Below are 21,075 nucleotides of genomic sequence, written 5' to 3'. Positions count from 1 at the left end.
CGGACCTGTGTCCTCCAGCCGATACCGCGGAATCAGTCATCCAGGGCTCCATGTGCCCCCGGGGCGCGCTGCTGGCAGGATGAGGGCGTGAAGCTCCTCCTCGTGCGCCACGGGCGCACCCTGGCCAATGTCGCCGGCGCCCTCGACACCTCCCTGCCCGGTCTGCCCCTCGACGCCGTCGGTCTCGAGCAGGCTGCCTCCCTGCCGGGCCGTCTGACCGCCGACGGTCACCTTACGGCGATCACCTCGCTGTGGGTCTCCCCGATCCTGCGCGCCCGCGAGACGATCGCTCCCATCGAGGCGGCCACCGGGCTGACGGCACAGGTGCGCTCGGGGCTGCGGGAGGTCCTGGCCGGGGACATCGAGATGAACACCGACGCCCGCTCGGTGCGCTGCTACACCGACACGACTCGCTCCTGGATGGTGGGCCGCACCGGTGCCCGGATCCCGGGCAGCCCCGAGGACGGCGCCGACACCTTCGAGCGATTCAACGGCGTCGTCGAGGAGATCGCGGCCGCCACCGACGCGGAGGACCCCGACTCCTCCGCGCTGCTCGTCGCCCATGGCACGGTGCTTCGCCTGTGGGTGGCCCTGGCAGCCGCCCGGGCCGCGGGGGCCGATCCCGCCTGGGTGGCCGAGCACCCCATGCGCAACACCGGCATCACGGTCGTCCACGGAGACCCGCAGGGCGGCTGGCGCCTAACGAGCTGGAACGAGGGCGACTGGAGCGCCTGAGCGCGGGACCGGGACCGCCGGGCTCAGAGCACCGAGTTGAGGAAGGCCTGGGTGCGCGGGTCCTGGGGGTTGTCGATGACCTCGGCGGGGTTGCCGGCCTCGCGGATGACACCACCGTCCATGAAGACGAGCTGGTCGCCGACCTCACGGGCGAAGCCCATCTCGTGGGTGACAACGACCATCGTCATGCCCGAGGCCGCCAGGTCCTTCATGACGCGCAGCACCTCGCCGACGAGCTCGGGGTCGAGGGCGGAGGTCGGCTCGTCGAAGAGCATGAGCTCGGGGTCCATCGCCAGTGCCCGGGCGATGGCCACGCGCTGCTGCTGGCCCCCGGAGAGCTGGGAGGGGTAGAAGTCGACACGATCGGCCAGGCCGACGCGCTCGAGCAGCTCCAGGCCCCTGGTCTTGGCCTCGTTCTTGGGCATCCGGCGCACCTGCACCGGCGCCTCCATGACGTTCTGGATCGCCGTCATGTGGGGGAAGAGGTTGAATCGCTGGAAGACCATGCCGATCTTGGAGCGCTGAGCGGCCCGCTGCCGGTCGCTCAACGCGTGGAGCTCGGTGCGGCCGTTGCGGACGACTTCCCGCATGCCGATCAGCTCGCCGTCGACATGGACGCGCCCGGCGTCGATGGACTCCAGCTCGTTGATGCAGCGCAGGAGCGTCGACTTGCCCGAGCCCGAGGGGCCCACGAGGACCGTGACGCTGCCAGGGGGCACGGTCAGGTCCACGCCCCGCAGGACGTGGTTCTCGCCGAAGAACTTGTGCAGGCCGGTGATCTCGACCTTGGCTGTGGTGCTGGGGCTCACGGTGTGACCTCCTGGAACGGGTCGACCTTGGTCGTGTGGGAGTCGAGGATGGCCTGCTGGCGCGACGACATGCCCCGGCGCTTCTTGCCCGTGGTCGAGGCCCCGTCGAAGCCGCGCCCGTAGTAGCGCTCGATGTAGTGCTGGCCGACCATGAGCACCGAGGTGATGATGAGGTACCACAGCGCGGCGACGATGAGCAGCGGCACCGGCTGGAAGAGGCGGTTGCCGGCGGAGTTGGCCACGAAGGTCAGCTCCTTGGTGAAGGGAACCGCCAGGACCAGGGAGGTGGTTTTGAGCATGGAGATCGTCTCGTTGCCGGTGGGCGGGACGATCACCCGCATCGCCTGGGGCAGGATGATGCGCCACAGGATGCGCCCCTTGCTCATCCCCAGTGCATGGGCGGCCTCCCTCTGGCCGGGGTCCACCGAGTTGAGGCCCGAGCGCATGATCTCCGACAGGTAGGCCCCCTCGTTGAGGCCCAGTCCCAGGATGGCGGCGAATGCCCCGGTGAACAGCTCCCGGGTCGAGAAGGTGAAGAACTCCGGGCCGAAGGGGATGCCCAGGCTCAGCCGGTTGTACAGCGCGGGCATGAGCCCCCAGAACACGAGCTGGGTGTAGATCGGGGTGCCGCGGAAGAACCACACGTAGAAGTAGGACACCACCCGCAGCACCGGGTTCTCGCTCTGGCGCATGACGGCGGTGACCGAGGCCAGAACGATGCCCATCGTCATTGCCGCCACCGTCAGGATGAGCGTCCACCCCACGGCGCGGGCCACCTCGTCGTAGCGGAAGTAGAACCACACGGTGTCCCAGCGCAGGTTCGGGTTGGTCACGAGCGCGTGCAGGAACATGGTGGCCAGCACGGCGACGATGAACGCGGAGATCCAGCGTCCCGGACGGGGCACGGGACGCACCTTGTTGAGCTCGATGGGCATGTCCTTGTCGGGCAGGTCGGAGAGCATGGGGCCTCCTCAGGGTGGTGGTCGGTGGTCGCGGGCCGGGTCAGACGGCGGGGTTGATCTCGGCGGTCGTCAGGGCCTGTGAGGTGTCGATGCTCCAGGTCTCCAGGATCTCGTTCCAGTAGCCGTTGTCCATGAGGTACTGGACGGCCTGCTGGACCGCCTGGGCGGTGGCCTCGTCGTCCTTGGCCACGACGATGCCCTGCGGTGCGGAGTCGATGACCTCTCCGACGGTCTCGACGCCGCCGTTGGTCTGGATCTGGGCGTAGCCGGCCACGGTGGCGTCGGCGAACACCGCGTCGATGGTGTTGCCCGCCAGGGCGGCCGAGGCGTCGGTGTTCTTCGTGTAGGGCCTGGGGGAGATGGCGGGCTTGCCCGCGGCGACGCAGTCGGCCGAGTAGCCGTTCAGGGCCTCGTGCTGGGAGGTGCCGGTCTGGACGCCGATGGCCAGGCCGCACAGGTTGAGGGGGTTGGAGGGGTCGATGCCCTCGGGGTTGCCGCGCGGGACGTTGAACTGGGAGCCGACATTGATGTACGAGATCATCGTCGCCGCATCGATCCGCTCCGCGGTGATCGTGAAGGAGGAGATCCCCAGGTCGTAGGTGCTGCCGACCGCCGGGATGATCGAGTCGAACTCGGCGTGCACGGTGACCGGCTCGAGGCCCAGCACCGCGGCGATCGCCTTGGTCAGGTCGACGTCATAGCCCACCGGGGTGCCCTGGGCGTTGCGGAACTCGGCCGGCGGATAGTCCGTCGAGGCCGCAACCGTCAGCTTGCCGTCGCCCGCCACGGACTCCGGCAGGAGGGCTGCGATCTCCTCCTGCTTGGTGATGCCGGAGGTGTCGTAGGCGGGGATGCTCGCCGCCCCCGAGGCCGCGGCATTGCCCTCGATGTCAGCTGCGGTCGTGCAGCCGGTCACGGTCAGGGTGGAGGCGATGACCATGCCCAGGATGAGCGATGTCGTGCGCTTCATGGGGACTCCTGTGTCGATGAGGGCAGGCACTTCAGTGGGCGAGATAGGCGGGATACGCGATCCGGGTTGCCCAGGTGTGAAGGATAGCGGGTCAAGTCAAGCGGATTGCGTCATCGTCCTGGGCAAGGTGGTGCGCCTGCCCGGGGCGACGCCGCCCCGGGGCCCAACAGCCGTGGCCCGGCGAGGGCTGCTCGCCGGGCCACGGGGCCGTGTGCCGGGCCGGGGGCCGGCTCACAGGCCGTAGTAGAGCTCGAACTCGTAGGGGTGCGGGCGCAGGCGCAGGGGAGCGATCTCGTTGGTCCGCTTGTAGTCGATCCAGGTCTCGATGAGGTCCGGGGTGAACACGTCGCCCTCGGTGAGGTAGTCGTGGTCGGCTTCAAGGGCGTCAAGGGCCTGGTCCAGGGAGAAGGGCAGCTTGTCGATGTCGTGGTACTCCTCGGGGGCGAGCTCGTAGAGGTCCTTGTCGATGGGCTCGCGCGGCTCGATGCGGTTGCGGATGCCGTCGATGCCCGCCATGAGCACCGCGGAGAAGCACAGGTAGGGGTTGCTCGAGGGGTCGGGCACCCGGTACTCGACGCGCTTGGCGTTGGGCGATGAGCCCGTCACCGGGATGCGGATGCAGGCCGAGCGGTTGCGCGCGGAGTACACGAGGTTGACGGGGGCCTCGAAACCGGGGACGAGGCGGCGGAAGGAGTTGACCGACGGGTTGGTGAAGGCCAGCAGGCTCGGGGCGTGGGCGAGGATGCCACCGATGTACCAGCGCGCGATGTCGGAGAGCTGGCCGTAGCCGCGCTCATCGAAGAACAGCGGCTTGCCGTCCTTCCACAGGGAGTGGTGGCAGTGCATGCCCGAGCCGTTGTCGCCGAAGATCGGCTTGGGCATGAAGGTCGCGGTCCGCCCCTGGCGCCAGGCCTCGTTCTTGACGATGTACTTGAACTTCATCATGTCGTCGCCCGCGGCCAGCAGGGAGTTGAACCGGTAGTTGATCTCCTGCTGGCCGGCGGTGCCCACTTCGTGGTGGGCGCGCTCGATGACAAGGCCCGCGTCCAGACAGGTGGCGACCATGGCGTCACGGATGTCGGCCATCTGGTCGCTGGGGGACACCGGGAAGTACCCCGCCTTGAAGGCGGTCTTGTAGCCCTTGTTGCCGCCCTCCTCCTCCCGGCCGGTGTTCCACGCCGCCTCGGCGGAGTCGATCGCGTAGCGGGTCGAGGCGGGGGTCGTCTCGTACTGGATGGAGTCGAAGAGGTAGAACTCCGCCTCGGCCCCGATGTAGCAGGTGTCGGCGATGCCGGTCGAGCGCAGGTACTCCTCGGCCTTGGCGGCGATCGAGCGCGGGTCGCGCGAGTAGACCTCGTCGGTGAAGGGGTCGACGATCGAGAAGTTGATGACCAGGGTCTTGCGTGCGCGGAAGGGGTCGAGGAAGGCGGTCGTGACGTCCGGAATGAGCTTCATGTCGGACTCGTGAATCGCCTGGAACCCGCGGATCGAGGAACCGTCGAACATGAGCCCGTCGGTCAGCGCGCCGTCCTTGAAGGCCGCCACCGGGATGGTGAAGTGCTGCATGACGCCGGGAAGGTCGCAGAATCGCACGTCAACGAGCTCGACCCCCTCCTGCTCGATATAGGCCAGTGCCTCCGAAGCGTCCTTGAACATGAGGTTCCTCCAACGGGGTGTCCGTGATCTGCGGCGCCCGGCGTGGGCCGTGCACCGGGATCAACCCTAGGGCGCCGCCGTGACGCAGGCGTGCCACCGGGATGTCCTCGGTGTTTCACGCCGGAGGCGCCTCAGCGACCGCGCATCGCCCGCCGGTCGGGGCGGACCTTAGTCGGGTCGATGCCCTTGGGGATGCCCGGACCACGGCCCGGCAGTGAGGTCAGGCGCTTGGTGACCTGGGAGATCTCGGCGTCGGTGAGCCTGGTCGGCTTGGTGGGAAGCTTGCGCATCGTGGACTGCAGGTCGGCGAGCCGGGTCTGGCCCTCACCGGCCCCGACGTGGATGACGTGGACGGGCACCGTCGACAAGAAGCGCTTGAGCGTCTTGCGCTCATCGGCCACGAGGGACTGGGTCCGGCCGGTGGGGCCCTCGACGACCAGGACGATGCCCGGGCGGCCGATGACCCGCCACACGATGTCCCGGGTCTTGGGGTTGAACGCCGCCGGCTCGGACTCGACGTACCAGCCGCGCCCGATCTGGTCGAGCGCAGCCTTGGCCGCCCCCGGGTGCCCCTCGATCTGGGTCAGGGAGGCGCGGCGTACCGTCAGCGACAGGATGACCATGTCGACCACGAGGGCCAGCAGGACGGCGATGAACAGCCAGTACCACAGCGCTTGTCCAGTGGCGGTGGCCAGCAGGACGGCCACGCCGATGATGAGGAGCGGGGCTCCGAGCAGCGCCCACCCGACCCACGGGTAGGAGCGCCGCGAGATCGTGTAGGAGTCCTTGATGTTCTGGAAGTACCGCGCGAGGCGCCGCTTCCGGCTGGGGGCGGGGTCTGTGCTCACGGTCCACCACGATAGCCGACGACGGCGCCGCGCCCGGCCCCGTGGCCGCGCCCGGGATCAGGACTTGCTGGGCCCGTGGCGCTCCAGGACCGCACTGGCCTCCTGGCGGGCCGTCACGGGCTCGGCCAGGTCGCTCATGTCGGCGGGGATCGGCCGGCCCGCCGCGCGCATCGCCCGGGCCCACAGCATCCCCGAGCGGTAGGAGGAGCGCACCATCGGTCCGCTCATGACGGCGCGCACCCCCCGGTCCTGGGCCAGGGCGGCGAGCTCGATGAACTCCTCGGGCTTGACCCAGCGGTCCACCGGGTGGTGCAGGGGGGAGGGGCGCATGTACTGGGTGATTGTCAGGATGTCGACCTCGGCTGCCACGAGGTCGTCGATGGCCTCCTCGACCTCCTGGCGGGTCTCGCCCATGCCCAGGATGAGGTTGGACTTGGTGAGCAGCCCCGCCCGCGAGGCCGCGGCCAGCACCTCCAGGCTGCCCTCGTAGGAGAAGGCCGGGCGGATGCCCCTGAAGATCCTCGGCACCGTCTCGAGGTTATGGGCCAGGACCTCGGGGCGCGAGGAGAAGACCTCGGCCAGCGCCTCGGGGCGGACCCGGAAGTCGGGGATGAGCAGTTCGACTCCGCAGCCGGGCACCCGGGCATGGATCTGGCGGGCGGTCTCGGCGTAGAGCCAGGCGCCGCCGTCGGGGCGGTCGTCACGGGCCACGCCGGTGACCGTGGCGTAGCGCAGCTGCATCTGGGCCACCGAGTCGGCCACGCGGGAGGGCTCGTCGGTGTCGTAGGCGGTGGGGCGGCCGGTGGCGATGTCGCAGAAGTCGCAGCGTCGGGTACAGATCTCCCCGCCGACGAGGAAAGAGGCCTCCCGGTCGTTCCAGCACTCGTAGATGTTGGGGCAGTTGGCCTCGGCGCAGACCGTGTGGAGCCCCTTGTCGCGCACGAGGCCCCGGACCTCCTGGTAGGTGGGGGAGACGACGGCGCGGGTGCGCAGCCACTCGGGCTTGCGCTCCACGGGGGTGGCGGCGTTGCGCGCCTCGACGCGCAGCAGACGGCGCCCCTCGGGGGCGACGGTCTCGGTCACGGCTGCTCCTTTCCGGCGCGGCGGGTACGGCCGCCCAGTCTATGCCCGGTCGGCGTCGGTCTGGGACCCAGGGCCCAGCTGCCGGCCCGCCTCGGCTGTGGACCGGGCCACCAGCGGCTCCAGGTGCTGCTCGAGGGCGGCTGCCACCTCGGGGGCCAGGTCGGCCACGCGCAGGTGCGCGCCGGTCTCGGCCGCCAGCGAGGTCACCGCAGCGTCCTCGATGCCGCAGGGAATGATCCGTTCCAGGTCGAAGGCCGCCAGGTCGGGGTCGACGTTGAGTCCGATGCCGTGCATCGTCACCCCCCGGGCCACGCGCACGCCCAGCGCGCAGATCTTGCGCTCCGTGCGGCGCCGGGCCTCTCCGGCCCCCGGCTCGGCGGGCACCCACACCCCCGAGCGGCCGGCGACGCGACGGGTCTCCACCCCATAGGCGGCGCAGACCTCGATGACGGCCTCCTCGAGCGCCCGCACGTACCGGATGACGTCGATGGGTGCCGCCAGGGGCACGATCGGGTAGGCGGTCAGCTGTCCCGGTCCGTGCCAGGTGGCCTTTCCCCCGCGGTCGACGTCGATGACCGGCACCGGCCGCAGGGCCTTGGCGTCGGGCCGCTCCCAGGAGTGGGTGCGCCGGCCCACCGTGTAGACCGGCTCGTGCTCGACCAGGATGAGGGTGCCGGGCCGCGCGCCCTCGACCACCTGTGCGTGCACCCGGCGCTGGAGGGCCCACCCCTCGGCGTAGGGCACGAGGCGCTCGCCGATCCCAAGCTCGATGCGCTCCACGCACACAGCCTAGATGAGCCCACGGGCGCGCCCTCCGGTTGACCGGGAGGCCTGAGGGCGCGCCGTGGGGCCCCAGGACGGCCTATGTGACTTGTTTTCCACAGCCGGGGCGGTGGGGTGGTGGCCCGCGAGGCTCGGTGCCGACCATGGTGGGATGAGGCTCACCACGCTGCATCCCTGGCCGATCCGCACCGACGACAAGGCCGACACCGATCCCGAGCTCGACCCCCTGGGCGAGAACCCCGCCCAGGCGCTGGCGGCCGCTGGGCTCTGCCTGGGCGCTCCCATGGGGCGCGACCGCCCGGGGCACATCGCCCCGCGCCGAGGCGTGGACCGCCGCGGGCGCGACGTCGTCGTCCACGTCCTCGACCTGCCCGAGGAGGCCGCGGGGGCGCGGATCCTGCGCAGGCTGGCCGACCTGCGTGCCCGCAGGCACCCGGGCCTGGCGCCGGTCCGCGAGGTCATTGCCCTGCCGGGGCGGCGCGCCGCGGTGACGGTCGACCTCGTGGCCGGGGCGGACCTGGCGGTAGTCCTGGGTGCCCGCGGCGGGCTGACCCGCGGTGAGACCGCCCGGCTTCTCGAGGACATCGGCGGCGGGCTGGCCCACCTGCACGAGCACGGCCTGGCCCACGGCGATGTCTCCCCGGCCAACGTCGTCGTGTCCTGTGAGGGCGGTGCCGTCCTCATCGACATGCTGCCCGGCGCCCTGGAGACCGGCACCGACGGGTGCGCCGCCCCCGAGCGCGACCGCGGAGCACCTGCCACGGCCGCCTCGGACGTGTACTCCCTGGCGGCGCTGCTGCGCACCTGCGTGGCCGGGTCCACGAGCCTGGCCGAGCGCGTCGAGCGGATCGTGGCCGACGCCCTGGACGCCGATCCCGACGCCCGCCCCACTGCCCGCGACCTGACGGCCCGCGTCCCCGAGCTGGGCAGGCCGGGGGGTATCGAGCTGCCCGACGGCGCCCGCCTGGCCGCCGGGGCGCTGCGGGCGGCCGCGGCCCGTCCCACCCGGCTCGTGTCCTCCCGGCGCGGCGAGCCGCCAGAGCTCGTCGACGGGCAGGGACGGCGCCGGGCACGCCGTGCGGCGGTCGCCTGCGCCATCCTCACCCTCTTGGCGGTCCTGGGGGTCGCGGTGGCGCGCCCGCCCGTCCGGGCCCAGGTCAGCGCCCTGCCTGAAGCCGTGGCCCACGCCACGGCGCCAGCCTCGGCCGGAGCCACGGGCCAGAGGGCGGAGGACCTCGTGGCCGTTGTCGTCGCCCTGGCTGCGGCTCGCGACGCAGCCATCGGTACGGCGGACCACCAGGCGCTGGCCGCCACCACCGTCCCGGGCTCACCGGCGGCCCTGGCCGATGAGCGGGTGCTCGCCGCGCTGGAGGCGGCCGGGGAGCGTGTTGAGGGCCTGGACACTCATGTCGCGACCGTCGAGCCGGTCGAGGTCCCCGCCGCCGACGCGGCGCGCTGGCCCGGGGCGAGGGCCGTGCGGGTCACCCAGTCCCAGCCGGCGTCGACCCGCGTGTCAAGTGATGGCGAGCGCCGCACCGTCCCAGCCAGGCCCGCACGGCAGGTCGTCCTCGTGCTCGTCCCCGGACCCTGGCGCGTGGCCGCGGTACACGACACACCGGGTTAGCAACCGCAGTTGACAACTCTCCTGTTGTCAACCTATGTTGCTTCCATGGACGTGGAGAATACCGTGGCCGCTGCTGTCGACACGACCAGCCCCCTCCTGGGTCTGCGAGCCGTCGCGGCGCTCAAGCGCTTGACCGACACTCTCGAGCTCGCCCAGGTCGAGGCGGCGTTGGGCGCAGGCATGGGGTGGCCCGATATCGCCGAGGCGCTGGGAGTCACCCGCCAGGCGGTCCACAAGAAGTACGCCAAGCGCGTGGCCCCCGGCCTCGCCCCGACCCGACGGAGATGACCGTGTCGACCATGAGCCACTACATCACCTGGATGAACGCCTCGACCGCTGAGACGGCTCGGCTGCGCCACCGCGAGATCGAGCCCGAGCATCTACTCCTGGGCCTGCTCGCCCAGGGTGGTGCGGCCGCCGCGCTGCTGGGACGCCACGGGGTGACGCTGGCCCGGGCGCGCAAGGCGGTCGATGAGTTGGCAGATGCCGATCTGGCGCGTGTGGGCATCGAGGTGCCCGAGGGTCTGCGCCCGGCGCCCCTGCCCATCGGCGAGCTCGCAGCGGGCCGGGCACGCGATTCCATCCCTCTGTCGGCGAGGGCGGAGGCCCTGGTCAAGGCGGAGCACGCGACGAGCATGGCCGCCCTGGTCTCGCTGACGGCATCGGAGCACGCCGCTGCCAGCAGGATCCTGGAGCACCTCGGGGTCGATCTGGCCGGGCTGCGGGCTCAGCTCGACACCGCCGCCCGGGAGGAGGGAGGTGTCCGTTCCTCCACGCCGCGCATGACCGGGGAGTATGCCCGCTATGGGCTGGACCGGGTCCTGAGCATGGAGCGCTTCATCTCGGCGCCCGTGGAGCAGGTGGCGGCGCTGTTGGCAGACCCCGCGCGACTGGCGCAGTGGGCGGTTGACGGTGACCAGGTCGTCGAACGGCTCGACGACGGTCTGCTGGAGCGCAACCGGACCCGCCGTGGGACCGTGCTTGTGCGCTGGCGGCTGGAGGACCGGGGGCAGGACCGTGTCATATGGTCGTGCACGCTGGCCAACGGGCGATATGACGGCGAGACCCGCATCGTGCGAGACATCGAGCTGGCTGAGGCGCCGGGCGGGACGCTTGTGCGTCTGCACCTCGCGCACCGGACCGTCGGACTGCTCGGCAAGTTCATCTACCGGATTGTCTGGCGCTGGACCCGCATGGGATTGGCCAACACCCTGACCGCCATCGCCCGCGCTGCCGCTGAGGACTGAACGCACCGGCCCCGCACCGTCGCCGGTGCGGGGCCGCCCACGTCAGCACTGTCAGCGGTGCCGGTGGTGTCGGTGGCCTCAGGGGTGCCGGGTCACAGCCCCAGCTCGCCCGCGAAGTCGCCGTCCTCCAGGCGCTTCTTGACGGCCGCCAGATAGCGGGCCGCGTCGGCGCCGTCGACGAGCCGGTGGTCGTAGGACAGCGCCAGGTAGCACACCGAGCGGATGGCGATGACCTCGCCGCCGTCGACGTCCTTGACGACCCGGGGCAGCTTGCGGATCGCCCCTAGACCGAGGATGGCCACCTCGGGCTGGTTGATGATCGGGGTGTCGAATAGCGCGCCACCACTGCCGGTGTTCGTGATCGTGAAGGTCGAGCCGGAGAGCTCATCGGGGTTGACCTTGTTGTCACGGGTGCGGGCCGCCAGGTCATTGATGCGCTTGGCCAGGCCCGGGATGCTGAGATCCCCGGCGTTCTTGACCACCGGAACAAGCAGACCGCGCGGGGTGTCCACCGCGATCCCTACGTGCTCGACGTCGTGGTAGGTGACCTCCTTGCCCGAGATTGAGGCGTTGACCTTCGGGTGGGCCTTGAGCGCCTCGGTGGCAGCGGCCACGAAGAAGGGCAGGAAGGTCAGCTTCGTGCCGTTCCTGGCGGCGAAGGCGTCCTTGGCCTGAGCGCGAAGCGCCGCAACCCGCGTGACGTCGACCTCGATCACAGTCGTCAGCTGGGCGGAGGTCTGCAAGGAGTCGACCATCCGCTCGGAGATGACCTGGCGCAGCCGGCTCATCTTCTCGGTGCGTCCGCGCAGCGCCGTGTCCACCGCCGGTGCGCTGCGCGCCGGGGCTGCCTGGCCCGCGGCGGGGGCGGGCTCCGCAGCGGCCTGAGGCGTCTCGGCAGCGACCTGGGCGGCCTGCGCAGCCGCGGCCGCTTTGCGCGCCTCCTCGGCGGCAGCCGCGGCCTCCTCGACGTCCTGCCTGCGGATACGCCCGCCGATGCCGGTGCCGGTGACGGTGGCCAGGTCGACGCCCTTGTCCCGGGCGAGCTTGCGCACGATCGGGGTGACGTAGGCCGCTGAGGGCCGGGGGGCGGCCTGCGGCTCGGGGGCAGGGGTGGGTGCCGAGGTGGCCTCGGGGGCGGGTGCCTGCGCGGCGGCCGGCTCGGGGGTGGTCTGGGGTGCGGCGGCCGGTGCGGGTGCCGGTGAGCCGGCCTGGGAGGGGTCGCCGATGATGGCCAGGACGGTGCCCACGGCGACGGTCTCGTCCTCCGCGACCCGGATCTCCAGAAGGACCCCGGAGGCGGGGGAGGGGACCTCGGTGTCGACCTTGTCGGTGGCGACCTCCAGGAGCGGCTCGTCGGCCTCGACGGTGTCGCCGACCTGCTTGAGCCACGACGAGACGGTGCCCTCGGTGACGGACTCGCCCAGCGCGGGCATCGGCACCTCGGTGCCCTCGGCGCCGCCGGTAGGAGCGGGCGTCTGGGGGGCGGCCTGCGGCTCGGGGGTGGTGGCCGGTGCCTGTTCAGGGGTGGTCTGGGGTGCGGCGGCCGGTGCGGGTGCCGGTGAGCCGGCCTGGGAGGGGTCGCCGATGATGGCCAGGACGGTGCCCACGGCGACGGTCTCGTCCTCCGCGACCCGGATCTCCAGAAGGACCCCGGAGGCGGGGGAGGGGACCTCGGTGTCGACCTTGTCGGTGGCGACCTCCAGGAGCGGCTCGTCGGCCTCGACGGTGTCGCCGACCTGCTTGAGCCACGACGAGACGGTGCCCTCGGTGACGGACTCGCCCAGCGCGGGCATGATGACGGACTCAGACATGATTCCTCGGACTCTCTTCGCTCGGTGGTCGGGTCAGCCGTGGTTGTGCAGGGGCTTGCCTGCCAGGGCCATGGCGGCCTCGCCGATGGTCTCGTTCTGCGTGGGGTGGGCGTGGACGAGGGAGGCGACGTCGTCGGCGGTGGCCTCCCAGGACACGAGGAGCTGGCCCTCGCCGACCTGCTCGCCCATGCGCGCGCCGATGGCGTGGAAGCCGACGATGGTGCCGTCCTTGAGGGCGACGAGCTTGACGAAGCCCTGGGTCCCCAGGATCTGGCTCTTGGCGTTGCCGGCCACGTTGAACTCGCTGGTCACGATGTTCTCAGCGCCGTGGACCTCGGCCGCCCGGGACTCGCTCAGGCCCACCGAGGCGATCTCGGGCTCGCAGAAGGTGACCTTGGGGACCAGGACGTCGTCGACGGGGCGCGGGTCGAGCCCGGCGATCTTCTCGGCCACGACGATGCCCTGGGCGAAGCCCCGGTGAGCGAGCTGGACGCCGGGGACGATGTCGCCCACCGCCCACACGCCGTCGACATTCGTGCGCCCGAACTCGTCGGCCAGGACGAAGCCGCGGTCCATGGCGACCCCGACCTCCTCGTAGCCCAGGCCGGCCGTGGCCGGACCGCGACCCACCGCGATGAGCAGGACCTCGGCGTCGTAGGAGCCACCGTCGGCGGTGCGCACGGTCACGCCCGCCTCCGTGCGCTCGACGGACTCGAACATGGTGTTGGTGCGGAAGGCGATTTTGCGCTTGCGGAAAGCCCGCTCCAGCTGCTTGGAGATGGCCTCGTCCTCGTTGGGGACCAGGCGGGGAAGGCCCTCGATGATCGTGACGCTGGCGCCCATCGAGGCCCAGGCGGAGGCGAACTCGACGCCGATGACCCCGCCTCCCAGGATGACCGCCGAGGACGGGACGTGGTCGAGCTCGAGCGCCTCCTCACTGGTCATGACCGGGCCGGAGACCTCCTGGCCGATGGTCTTGGACACCGACCCTGAGGCGAGCACGATGTTCCGGCCGGTGTAGCGCCGCCCGTTGACCTCGACGGCGTCGGGGGCCACCAGACGCCCCCAGCCCCTGACCAGGTCGATCCCCCGGGAGGAGACCAGGCCCTCCAGGCCCTTGTACATGCGTGTGATGACGCCGTTCTTGTAGGCCTGGACGGCCTCCATGTCGATGCCCTCGTAGGAGGCCCGGACCCCGAGCGCCCCGGCCTCGCGCACCGCCTGCGCGGTCTCCGCGGAGTGGAGGATCGCCTTGGTGGGCACGCAGCCGCGGTGCAGGCAGGTGCCGCCGACCTTGTCGGCCTCGACCAGCGCCACCGTGAGGCCGAGCTGGGCGCCGCGCAGGGCGGCGGCGTAGCCGCCCGAGCCCGCGCCCAGGATGACCATGTCGTAGACGGTGTCTGTCGCGTCTGTCACGAAATCACTCCTCATCGATGTACTCTGCCTGTCCGGGGCCCGTCCAGGCACGTCGGTACGCCGCCATTGTTCCACCTGCGGGTGGCCCGCAGGGCCCGACAGGCGTCCCGGACGGGGACCTGAGTCCTGTTCGTGCCGTGAGACCGCTCACCCCGCAGCCCCACGAGTGCCGGGACGGGGCCGCGGGGCGCTCGTCTCAGACCCGGCGGCCAAGGAGCTCGAGCAGGGTGGCCACCCCCGCCCCGGTGCCCCCCACCGGCGTGTAGCCCCAGGCCGAGGCGTCGTTGTAGGCCGGGCCGGCGATGTCGAGGTGCACCCAGGGGGTGCCCGCGGTGAACTCGCGCAGGAACAGGCCGGCGGTGAGCATCCCCCCGGACCGTGAGCTCGGCAGGTTGCGCAGGTCGGCGAAGCGGGAGTCCAGGCCGGCCCGCAGGTGCTCGGGCAGGGGCATCGGCCACAGCGCCTCGCCGGCGGCGCGGGCGGCGTCGACCACCTCCTCGCGCAGCCCCGGCGTGCCCATGGCCCCGGCGACCCGGTCGCCCAGGGCCACGATCTGGGCGCCGGTCAGGGTGGCGACGTCGATGAGGGCGCGTGGGGACTCCTCGACGGCGCGGGCCAGTGCGTCGGCCATGACCAGGCGCCCCTCGGCGTCGGTGTTCGTGATCTCGACCGTCCCGCCCCCATACATGGTCACGACGTCACTGGGGCGCTGGGCGCCAGAGCCCGTCATGTTCTCGGCCAGCGCCAGCCACCCGGTCAGCCGGACCGGCAGACCCAGCCGCGCGGCGGCCAGGAGGACGCCGAGCACCGTGGCGGCGCCTGCCATGTCCGACTTCATCTCGGGCATCGACGCGGCCGGCTTGAGGGACAGGCCGCCGGAGTCGAAGGTGATCCCCTTGCCCACGAGCGCCAGGTCGGCCGGCGCCCCGGCCGGTGCGCCCTGAGGGGCCCACGACAGGCGCACGAGCCGTGGCGGATGGGCCGAGCCTCCTCCCACGCCCAGGATCCCGCCGAAGGCGTGGTCGGCCAGGTCCGCCTCGTCAAGGACCTCGACCCCGACCCCCGCCTCCGCGGCGAGGTGGGCCGCGCGCTCGGCGAAGACCGCGGGGGTGAGCCGGTTGGGAGGCTCGTTGACGAGGTCGCGCACGAGGTGGACGGCCTCGGCCAGGGCACTGGCCCGGCGCACCGCCTCGGCGGCCGGCGGTGAGCCGGCCAGCGGTGTGGCCACGACGAGGCGCCCGACCGGGGCGGGGTCGGGGCCGCCGTGCCAGGAGTAGGCGCCCAGCAGTGCGCCCTGGGCGACCGCCTCGAGGTCGGCGTCGATCGCAGCGGGAAGCAGGAGGGCGGCGCTGGCTACGCCCGCCAGGGCCCGGGTGGCTCTGCCCGCCGCGCGTCGCAGCACGGAGGGGCCGGTGGCCCCCAGCGCCGTCAGGTCGTTGTCCTCCTCGTCGGCCGAGCGCGCCGGCTCCTTCCCGGTGCCGACGAGCAGGGCCGTGCGGGCGCGCAGCCCACGACCGAGGGCATCGGCGGGCAGCCGCAGGACCGAGTCGAGGGCTCCGGTGAAGCCGAGCTCGCGTGCCAGGGCGGGCAGTGCGTCGAGGTCCAGGCCCGTGGTGTCCACACCCTCGGTCAGCATGAGGGGCGGTGCCCCGTCCTGGGTGGGGCAGGCTGCTGCCAGGACGAGGACCTCGGCCTCGATGTCGGGGGCAGGGCGGCTGGACGTACTGAGGTTGCTCACGAGCCGCGATGGTACTGTCCACAGGTCAGTCCTGCCTCACCGGTCCGTCGCGCCCTGCGCATCCGACAGGACCGGCGAGCCCGCCATGATGAGGAGGCCCTGTCCCAGATGTCCGGTGTCGAGCCCGCGCGCAGCCCCCAGGTCCGTCCGGTCGAGGACCGGCGTCGGCCCGCCTACGGCTGGGGCCGCCTGCTCGTGCTCGTCTTCGCAGTCTTCGGGCTCGTCGTCCTCATCCCCGCCGCGGTTGACCTCGTCCGCTACCCGGGCCGGGCCCCGGTCATCGGGTCGCTCAATGTGACGGCCGGGCTGTTGTTCCTCCTGCTGGCGGTGTGCGTGGCCCACAACGGGCGCCGGATGCGCCTGGTGGGATGGATGAGCCTGACTGCCCTGCTCACCGGGGCGCTGCTCGTCGGGCTGCTCACGTGGACGGGCACCGCACCGCTGCTGGCGGACTCCATCTGGGCGCACGGCGGCCCGGGGCTGGCCTTCCTGCCCCTCATCCTTCCGGTCGTGGCCGGGGTGTGGATGTGGATGAGCGACCCGCGACGCATCGTCGTGACCGCCGAACGCATCACCGACCTGTCGGAGTCGATCAGCGCGGCACGCCGCGAGCACTGAACGAGCACTGAACCGGCACGGCAGTTCCGACCAGTACCGCTGCGGTCACACAACGAGCCTTGCTCACCAGGTGCTCGGCCGTCGAGTTCGTACCTTCTGCCTCCAGACCGGAGGTTGATCGTGCGGCCTGGAGGCACAAGGTACGAACCCTGCGACCCTCACACCCTGGTGAGAAAGGCTCACTGTGCGCGGTCAGCGGGGATCGGTTGGAGTCTCGCCCGTCGTCCGGTTGCCGAGGTTGTCGATCGTGACCGAGCCACGGTCCTTCTCGGGGGAGTCGATGCCCCACACCTGGGTGTAGAAGCTCAGCTCGCTGTGGTAGGCGCGGTGGATGCTCGCCGCCATGCGGAAGCCGTGGCCCTCGCCGTGGAAGACCTCGAGGGCCACCGGCTGGCCCGTCGCCCGCACCGCCTCGTACATGGCGGTCGCCTGCTCGGCGGGGACGATCGGGTCCTCGCTGCCCTGGAGCAGCAGGAGCGGGGCGTGGATATCCTCGATGTGGTTGAGGGGGGAGCGCTCGACCAGGACCGGGTCCTCGGGGCCGCTGGCGCCCGTGAGCGTTTCGATGTACCGCGACTCGAACTTGTGGGTCGTGCCGACCAGGCGGGCCAGGTCGGCGATGCCGAACAGGGAGGTGCCGGCGCTGAAGACCTCCGAGCGCACAAGCGCCTGCAGGGCGGTGAAGCCCCCGGCCGAGGCCCCCCGCACGGCCACCCGGGCGGGGTCGACCCGTCCGGCGTCGATGAGGAACTGCGCGCCGGAGGCCACGTCGTCGGCGTCATAGACGCCCCAGTTGCCGTTGAGAGCCTGTCGGTAGGCCGAGCCGTAGCCCGACGAGCCGCGGTAGTTGACGTCGAGGTAGGCGAAGCCCCGGCTCGTCCAGAACTGGATGGTCAGGTCGTAACCGGGCCGGGCCATCTCCGTGGGGCCGCCGTGAGCGCCCACGACGAGCGGGGGCAGCTCGCCGGCGGGGGCCGCGTGCGTGGCCGAGGTCGGCGGATAGAAGAAGCCGTGGGCGGTGGCGCCGTCGCTTGTGGGCCACGACAGCGGGTCGGCGAAGGAGATCCCGTCGCGCTCGGCGGTGAACTCGCCCGAGCCCCGCAGGACGACGACCTCGCGGCCCTTGACCTCGACGATGCTGGGCAGGCCGATCTCCGAGCCCGCCAGCAGGACGACGCGCCCCGAGGAGGAGGCGACATTGCCCGCCGGCTGCCACCCCACGTTCCACTCCTCGAGCTCGCCGTTGCTCAGCTTGACCGTGCCCAGGTGCCACACCCCGTCACGGGACCACGAGGCGATGAGGTGCTCCCCGTCGAGGACATCGAAGTGGTGGGGCCCCAGCGTCCAGGCGGGGGAGGAGAAGGTCGCCTCCGCGGGGTGCAGGGGGCGGGTGCGCAGACCCGCGGTCCATCCGGTCCGGTTGGTGCCGCGCCGCGGGAAGCCCTCGGTGCGGTAGAGGTTCCAGTACCCCGAGCCGTTGGCCACGTGGACCAGCTCGCACTCCTCGGTCCAGCGCGGCTCCCCGGCGCCATGGCCTGCACCGCCGTCGACCACCGTCTGCTCGCCGAGAGTGCCGTCGGGCCTCAGGTCTCCCACGTAGAGCCTCGCCTCGTCCCAGGGCATGCCGGGCTGGTCCCAGCACACCCAGGCCAGGTGCTCGCCGTCGGGGGACAGGGTCGGAGACACGACGAAATCCGTGCCCGAGACCACCGTCCGCACCCCCTCGTCGTCGCGAGCCGCCGAGCCGTCCAGGGGGATGGCCACGAGCGTGTTGACCGGCTCGCCGGGGCCCCGGTGGTCCTCGCGCACGGCGTAGACCAGGCCGCGCTGGGTGTCGATCTCCAGGTCGCCGTGGCGCACGTCCCCATAGATCGTCAGCGGGACGAGGCCCCGCATGCGGTGGGCGACGTCGAAACGGTACAGACGTCCGTCGCCGGCGTGGGAGACCACGATGATGCCGCCGTCCACGGCATAGGCCCTCCCCCCGTACTCGTGGACGCGGGTGCGCACGTCGACGAGCTCGTCGGAGGGCGTCAGGGGCAGGACCTCACCGATCTGCCCGTCACCGTCGCGGCGCAGCAGCACCTGGCGCCCGGCCTGGGAGGCGCGCTGCTCGACCCAGTAGGTGTCCGGCCCGTCGACGCGGACCTGGGACAGACGCACGGTGCGCGTCGTGATCGTGCCGGGGGTGATCGGCGAGGGCCAGGTCCCGTACGGCGCTGTCGTGCTCATGTTTCCTCCTGGGGTGGGGGTGGACGGCGGGCAGCGCCCGCGCATCGCCCCAACCCTACGTGCTCACCCGTACCACGGGGAGGGCGGAACACCAGGTGGGACGGGCGGTCAGGGCGCCACGGCGCCGGGACGGTGCGGCCAGGACCCGCTCGGCTCCGGTGTGGCCCTATGCTGTTGTTCCATGCCGCGGCGCGTCCATGAGCACCGCCGACCACGCACTACGACCGGGAGGAGCAGCGTCCATGACTGACCACACGGCCGTCCGCCGGACGCCGGAGCCAGAGCCGACACCGCAGCCGGTGCAGGCCCCCGTCGCCGCGGCCGACCTGCTGCCGGCCACCCCCTTGCTCTCACGCGTCCACCGGCCCGGCGACCTCCAGCGCCTGACCACCGATGAGCTCGTCGCGCTGGCGGCCGAGATCCGGGCCTACCTCGTGGCCACCGTCGCCCGCACCGGTGGGCACCTGGGACCCAACCTCGGCGTCGTCGAGCTGACCATCGCGCTGCACCGCACCTTCGCCTCACCGCGCGACACGATCATCTTCGACACCGGCCACCAGTCCTACGTCCACAAGCTCCTCACGGGCCGTCAGGACTTCAGCCGCCTGCGCGAGCGCGGCGGGGTGTCGGGCTACCCGGCCCGCTCGGAGTCGGTCCACGACGTCGTAGAGAACTCCCACGCCTCGACCGCCCTGTCCTGGGCCGACGGCATCGCCCGGGCCAACCACCTCCAGGGCCACGACGAGCGCCACGTCGTGGCCGTCATCGGCGACGGAGCCATGACCGGCGGCATGGCCTGGGAGGCGCTGGACAACATCGCCGACTCCGACGACAAGCACCTGGTCATCGTCGTCAACGACAACGGACGCTCCTACGCCCCGACCATCGGAGGGCTGGCCCACCACCTCGACGCCCTGCGCACCAACCCCGGCTACGAGCGCATGCTCGCCGGCGTCAAGCGCACCCTGCTCACCCAGGGAGCCCCCGGGCGCGCCGCCTTCGACGCCCTTCACGGGCTCAAGCGCGGGCTCAAGGACGTGCTCGTGCCCTCGGCCTTCTTCGAGGACCTGGGGATCAAGTACACCGGGCCCGTCGACGGCCACGACATCACCGCCCTCGAGTTCGCCCTCACCCGAGCCAGGGAGTACGCCGAGCCCGTCATCGTCCACGTCATCACCCAGAAGGGGCGTGGGTTCACCCCCGCCGAGAACGACGTCGCCGATCGTTTCCACGCCGTGGGCCGTATCCACCCCGAGACCGGGCTGCCGGTGGTGGCCTCCCGCTTCGGCTGGACCGCCGTCTTCGCCGAAGAGGTTCTCAGCCTCGCTCGCGCCGACGCCCGGATCGTCGGTGTCACGGCGGCCATGCAGCAGCCGGTGGGCCTCCAGCTGCTGGCCGACGCCCTGCCCGGGCGCGTCATCGACGTCGGCATCGCCGAGCAGCACGCCCTGACCGCCAGCGCGGGCATGGCCTTCGCCGGCCTGCACCCGGTGGTCGCCCTGTACGCCACCTTCGTCAACCGGGCCTTCGACCAGCTGCTCATGGACGTCGCGCTGCACCGGGCCGGGGTGACGGTCGTGCTCGACCGGGCCGGCCTGACCGGCACCGACGGGGCCAGCCACAACGGCATGTGGGACATGGCACTGCTCGCCCACGTCCCCGGCCTGCGCCTGGCCGCCCCCCGCGACGAGCAGACGCTGCGCGAGGCGCTGCGCCACGCGGTCGGCGTCGAGGACGGGCCCACGGTCGTGCGCTACCCCAAGGGATCCCTGCCCGAGCCGCTCCCGGCGGTGCGGGTCCTGGGCGGTGGCGCCGGCCGGGCCTCCGGTGGCTCGGCCGACGGAGAGGACCCCTTCGAGCAGGTCGACATCCTCGTCGAGCACCGGCCCTCGGGCACCGACCCCCTGCTGCTCGTGGCCGTGGGCGCCATGACCCCGCAGGTCGTCGCCGCGGGGCGGGCCCTGGCCGAGGAGGGCCGGGACGTCGTCGTGGCCGCCCCCCGCTGGGTGGTGCCGGTTCCCGCGGCGCTCGTTGAGCTGGCCCTGGGGTCGGTGGGGGTGCTCGTCGTCGAGGACGGGATGGTCGACGGCGGGATCGGCTCCCAGCTGCGCGACGCCATCGATGAGGCCCACGCGCGGGCCGGCGGACCCGGCCGCGCTCCCCTCGTCGAGCGCGTCGGTATCCCGCGCCGGTTCCTGCCCACGGCCTCACGCGAGGAGCTTCTGGCGGACTTCGGCATGGATGAGGCGGGGGTGACCGCCCGGGCGCGGGGCCTGGCCTCGCGCTGCTGATCCCGAGCCGCCCGCGCCTGGGACGCCGGCCCCGCCCGTGCCCGCCTGACTGGCGCCGGAGCGGCGCCGGCGCCTCGACCGCCGCAGGTCGGGTGCGTCACATCGGCGCGCCGAGCGCGAGGGGCCACGAATCGCAGGAATAGGACCTTCGTCCTGGGGGAGTCGTTGCGCCCTCCGGGCCTGTGAGTGATCACACCAGGGGGAGGACGGCCCGCGGCCGGGGCCGTCCCGGCGGCGGCCTAGGCTGGTGGC

The 21,075-nt window shown here is 72.1% G+C and carries 17 protein-coding genes; 6 read left to right on the top strand and 11 right to left on the bottom strand.

Annotated features, from left to right (window positions below; all coding sequences use genetic code 11):
* Window positions 1-87 precede the first annotated feature (87 nt).
* The gene (locus tag Q4C85_RS02190) at window positions 88-735 is read left to right on the top strand and encodes a histidine phosphatase family protein (protein ID WP_303139113.1); all 648 of its coding nucleotides are present in this window, start codon (window positions 88-90) and stop codon (window positions 733-735) included.
* Window positions 736-758: 23 nt separating this feature from the next.
* On the opposite strand, the gene Q4C85_RS02185 is transcribed toward Q4C85_RS02190, so the two are convergent.
* The 7 genes from Q4C85_RS02185 to lipB all read right to left on the bottom strand — a co-directional run bounded on the left by Q4C85_RS02185 (window position 759) and on the right by lipB (window position 7,843).
* Window positions 759-1,544 carry an amino acid ABC transporter ATP-binding protein gene (locus tag Q4C85_RS02185; RefSeq protein ID WP_303139112.1) on the bottom strand — a complete coding sequence of 262 codons (786 nt, stop codon included), beginning with the start codon at window positions 1,542-1,544 and terminating at the stop codon, window positions 759-761.
* Window positions 1,541-2,506: an amino acid ABC transporter permease gene (locus Q4C85_RS02180; protein WP_303139110.1), complete on the bottom strand. Its 966-nt coding sequence runs from the start codon at window positions 2,504-2,506 to the stop codon at window positions 1,541-1,543. The genes Q4C85_RS02185 and Q4C85_RS02180 overlap by 4 nt, the downstream gene beginning before the upstream one ends.
* A gap of 40 nt (window positions 2,507-2,546) precedes the next feature.
* The gene (locus Q4C85_RS02175; RefSeq protein ID WP_303139107.1) at window positions 2,547-3,476 is read right to left on the bottom strand and encodes an ABC transporter substrate-binding protein; all 930 of its coding nucleotides are present in this window, start codon (window positions 3,474-3,476) and stop codon (window positions 2,547-2,549) included.
* Window positions 3,477-3,707: 231 nt separating this feature from the next.
* Window positions 3,708-5,132, bottom strand: coding sequence for a type I glutamate--ammonia ligase (gene glnA / locus Q4C85_RS02170; RefSeq protein ID WP_303139105.1), 1,425 nt, complete (start codon window positions 5,130-5,132; stop codon window positions 3,708-3,710).
* Window positions 5,133-5,263: 131 nt separating this feature from the next.
* Complete coding sequence (locus Q4C85_RS02165; RefSeq protein WP_303139103.1) at window positions 5,264-5,980, bottom strand: DUF4191 domain-containing protein; 717 nt, start codon at window positions 5,978-5,980, stop codon at window positions 5,264-5,266.
* 57 nt (window positions 5,981-6,037) lie between these two features.
* Complete coding sequence (locus Q4C85_RS02160) at window positions 6,038-7,063, bottom strand: lipoyl synthase (RefSeq protein ID WP_303139101.1); 1,026 nt, start codon at window positions 7,061-7,063, stop codon at window positions 6,038-6,040.
* Between the two features lie 39 nt (window positions 7,064-7,102).
* Entirely contained in the window at window positions 7,103-7,843 is a 741-nt protein-coding gene (gene lipB, locus Q4C85_RS02155) for a lipoyl(octanoyl) transferase LipB (protein ID WP_303139100.1), read from the bottom strand.
* Window positions 7,844-7,997: 154 nt separating this feature from the next.
* Between lipB and Q4C85_RS02150 the strand changes: the two genes are divergently transcribed.
* Genes Q4C85_RS02150 through Q4C85_RS02140 form a run of 3 tightly spaced genes read left to right on the top strand, consistent with a single transcriptional unit; the run spans window position 7,998 to window position 10,717 of the window.
* Window positions 7,998-9,470 (top strand): protein kinase, encoded by a 1,473-nt coding sequence (locus tag Q4C85_RS02150; protein WP_303139099.1) that lies wholly within the window; start codon window positions 7,998-8,000, stop codon window positions 9,468-9,470.
* A 45-nt stretch (window positions 9,471-9,515) separates the two neighbouring features.
* Window positions 9,516-9,758: a hypothetical protein gene (locus Q4C85_RS02145; protein ID WP_303139097.1), complete on the top strand. Its 243-nt coding sequence runs from the start codon at window positions 9,516-9,518 to the stop codon at window positions 9,756-9,758.
* An 11-nt stretch (window positions 9,759-9,769) separates the two neighbouring features.
* Window positions 9,770-10,717 (top strand): SRPBCC family protein, encoded by a 948-nt coding sequence (locus Q4C85_RS02140; RefSeq protein WP_303139096.1) that lies wholly within the window; start codon window positions 9,770-9,772, stop codon window positions 10,715-10,717.
* A gap of 92 nt (window positions 10,718-10,809) precedes the next feature.
* Here Q4C85_RS02140 and sucB read toward each other — a convergent pair whose 3' ends face one another.
* The 3 genes from sucB to Q4C85_RS02125 all read right to left on the bottom strand — a co-directional run bounded on the left by sucB (window position 10,810) and on the right by Q4C85_RS02125 (window position 15,682).
* Window positions 10,810-12,528, bottom strand: coding sequence for a 2-oxoglutarate dehydrogenase, E2 component, dihydrolipoamide succinyltransferase (sucB, locus tag Q4C85_RS02135; protein ID WP_303139095.1), 1,719 nt, complete (start codon window positions 12,526-12,528; stop codon window positions 10,810-10,812).
* 33 nt (window positions 12,529-12,561) lie between these two features.
* Window positions 12,562-13,914: a dihydrolipoyl dehydrogenase gene (gene lpdA, locus Q4C85_RS02130; RefSeq protein ID WP_303139357.1), complete on the bottom strand. Its 1,353-nt coding sequence runs from the start codon at window positions 13,912-13,914 to the stop codon at window positions 12,562-12,564.
* Between the two features lie 226 nt (window positions 13,915-14,140).
* Window positions 14,141-15,682, bottom strand: a complete 1,542-nt coding sequence (locus tag Q4C85_RS02125; RefSeq protein WP_303139093.1) for a leucyl aminopeptidase — start codon at window positions 15,680-15,682, stop codon at window positions 14,141-14,143.
* A gap of 108 nt (window positions 15,683-15,790) precedes the next feature.
* On the opposite strand from Q4C85_RS02125, the gene Q4C85_RS02120 reads away from it, so the two are divergent.
* On the top strand, window positions 15,791-16,300 hold the full coding sequence (locus tag Q4C85_RS02120) for a hypothetical protein (protein ID WP_303139092.1): 510 nt from the start codon (window positions 15,791-15,793) through the stop codon (window positions 16,298-16,300).
* 192 nt (window positions 16,301-16,492) lie between these two features.
* Here the strand turns inward: Q4C85_RS02120 and Q4C85_RS02115 are convergent, their stop codons facing one another.
* Window positions 16,493-18,532, bottom strand: coding sequence for a S9 family peptidase (locus Q4C85_RS02115; RefSeq protein ID WP_303139090.1), 2,040 nt, complete (start codon window positions 18,530-18,532; stop codon window positions 16,493-16,495).
* Between the two features lie 242 nt (window positions 18,533-18,774).
* On the opposite strand from Q4C85_RS02115, the gene dxs reads away from it, so the two are divergent.
* Window positions 18,775-20,823, top strand: coding sequence for a 1-deoxy-D-xylulose-5-phosphate synthase (gene dxs, locus Q4C85_RS02110; RefSeq protein WP_303139089.1), 2,049 nt, complete (start codon window positions 18,775-18,777; stop codon window positions 20,821-20,823).
* The last annotated feature ends 252 nt before the right edge of the window (window positions 20,824-21,075 follow it).

It is taken from the genome of Actinomyces sp., from assembly GCF_030524025.1.
GTDB lineage: Bacteria > Actinomycetota > Actinomycetes > Actinomycetales > Actinomycetaceae > Actinomyces.
This window is presented reverse-complemented; position numbering and strand designations above follow the sequence as displayed.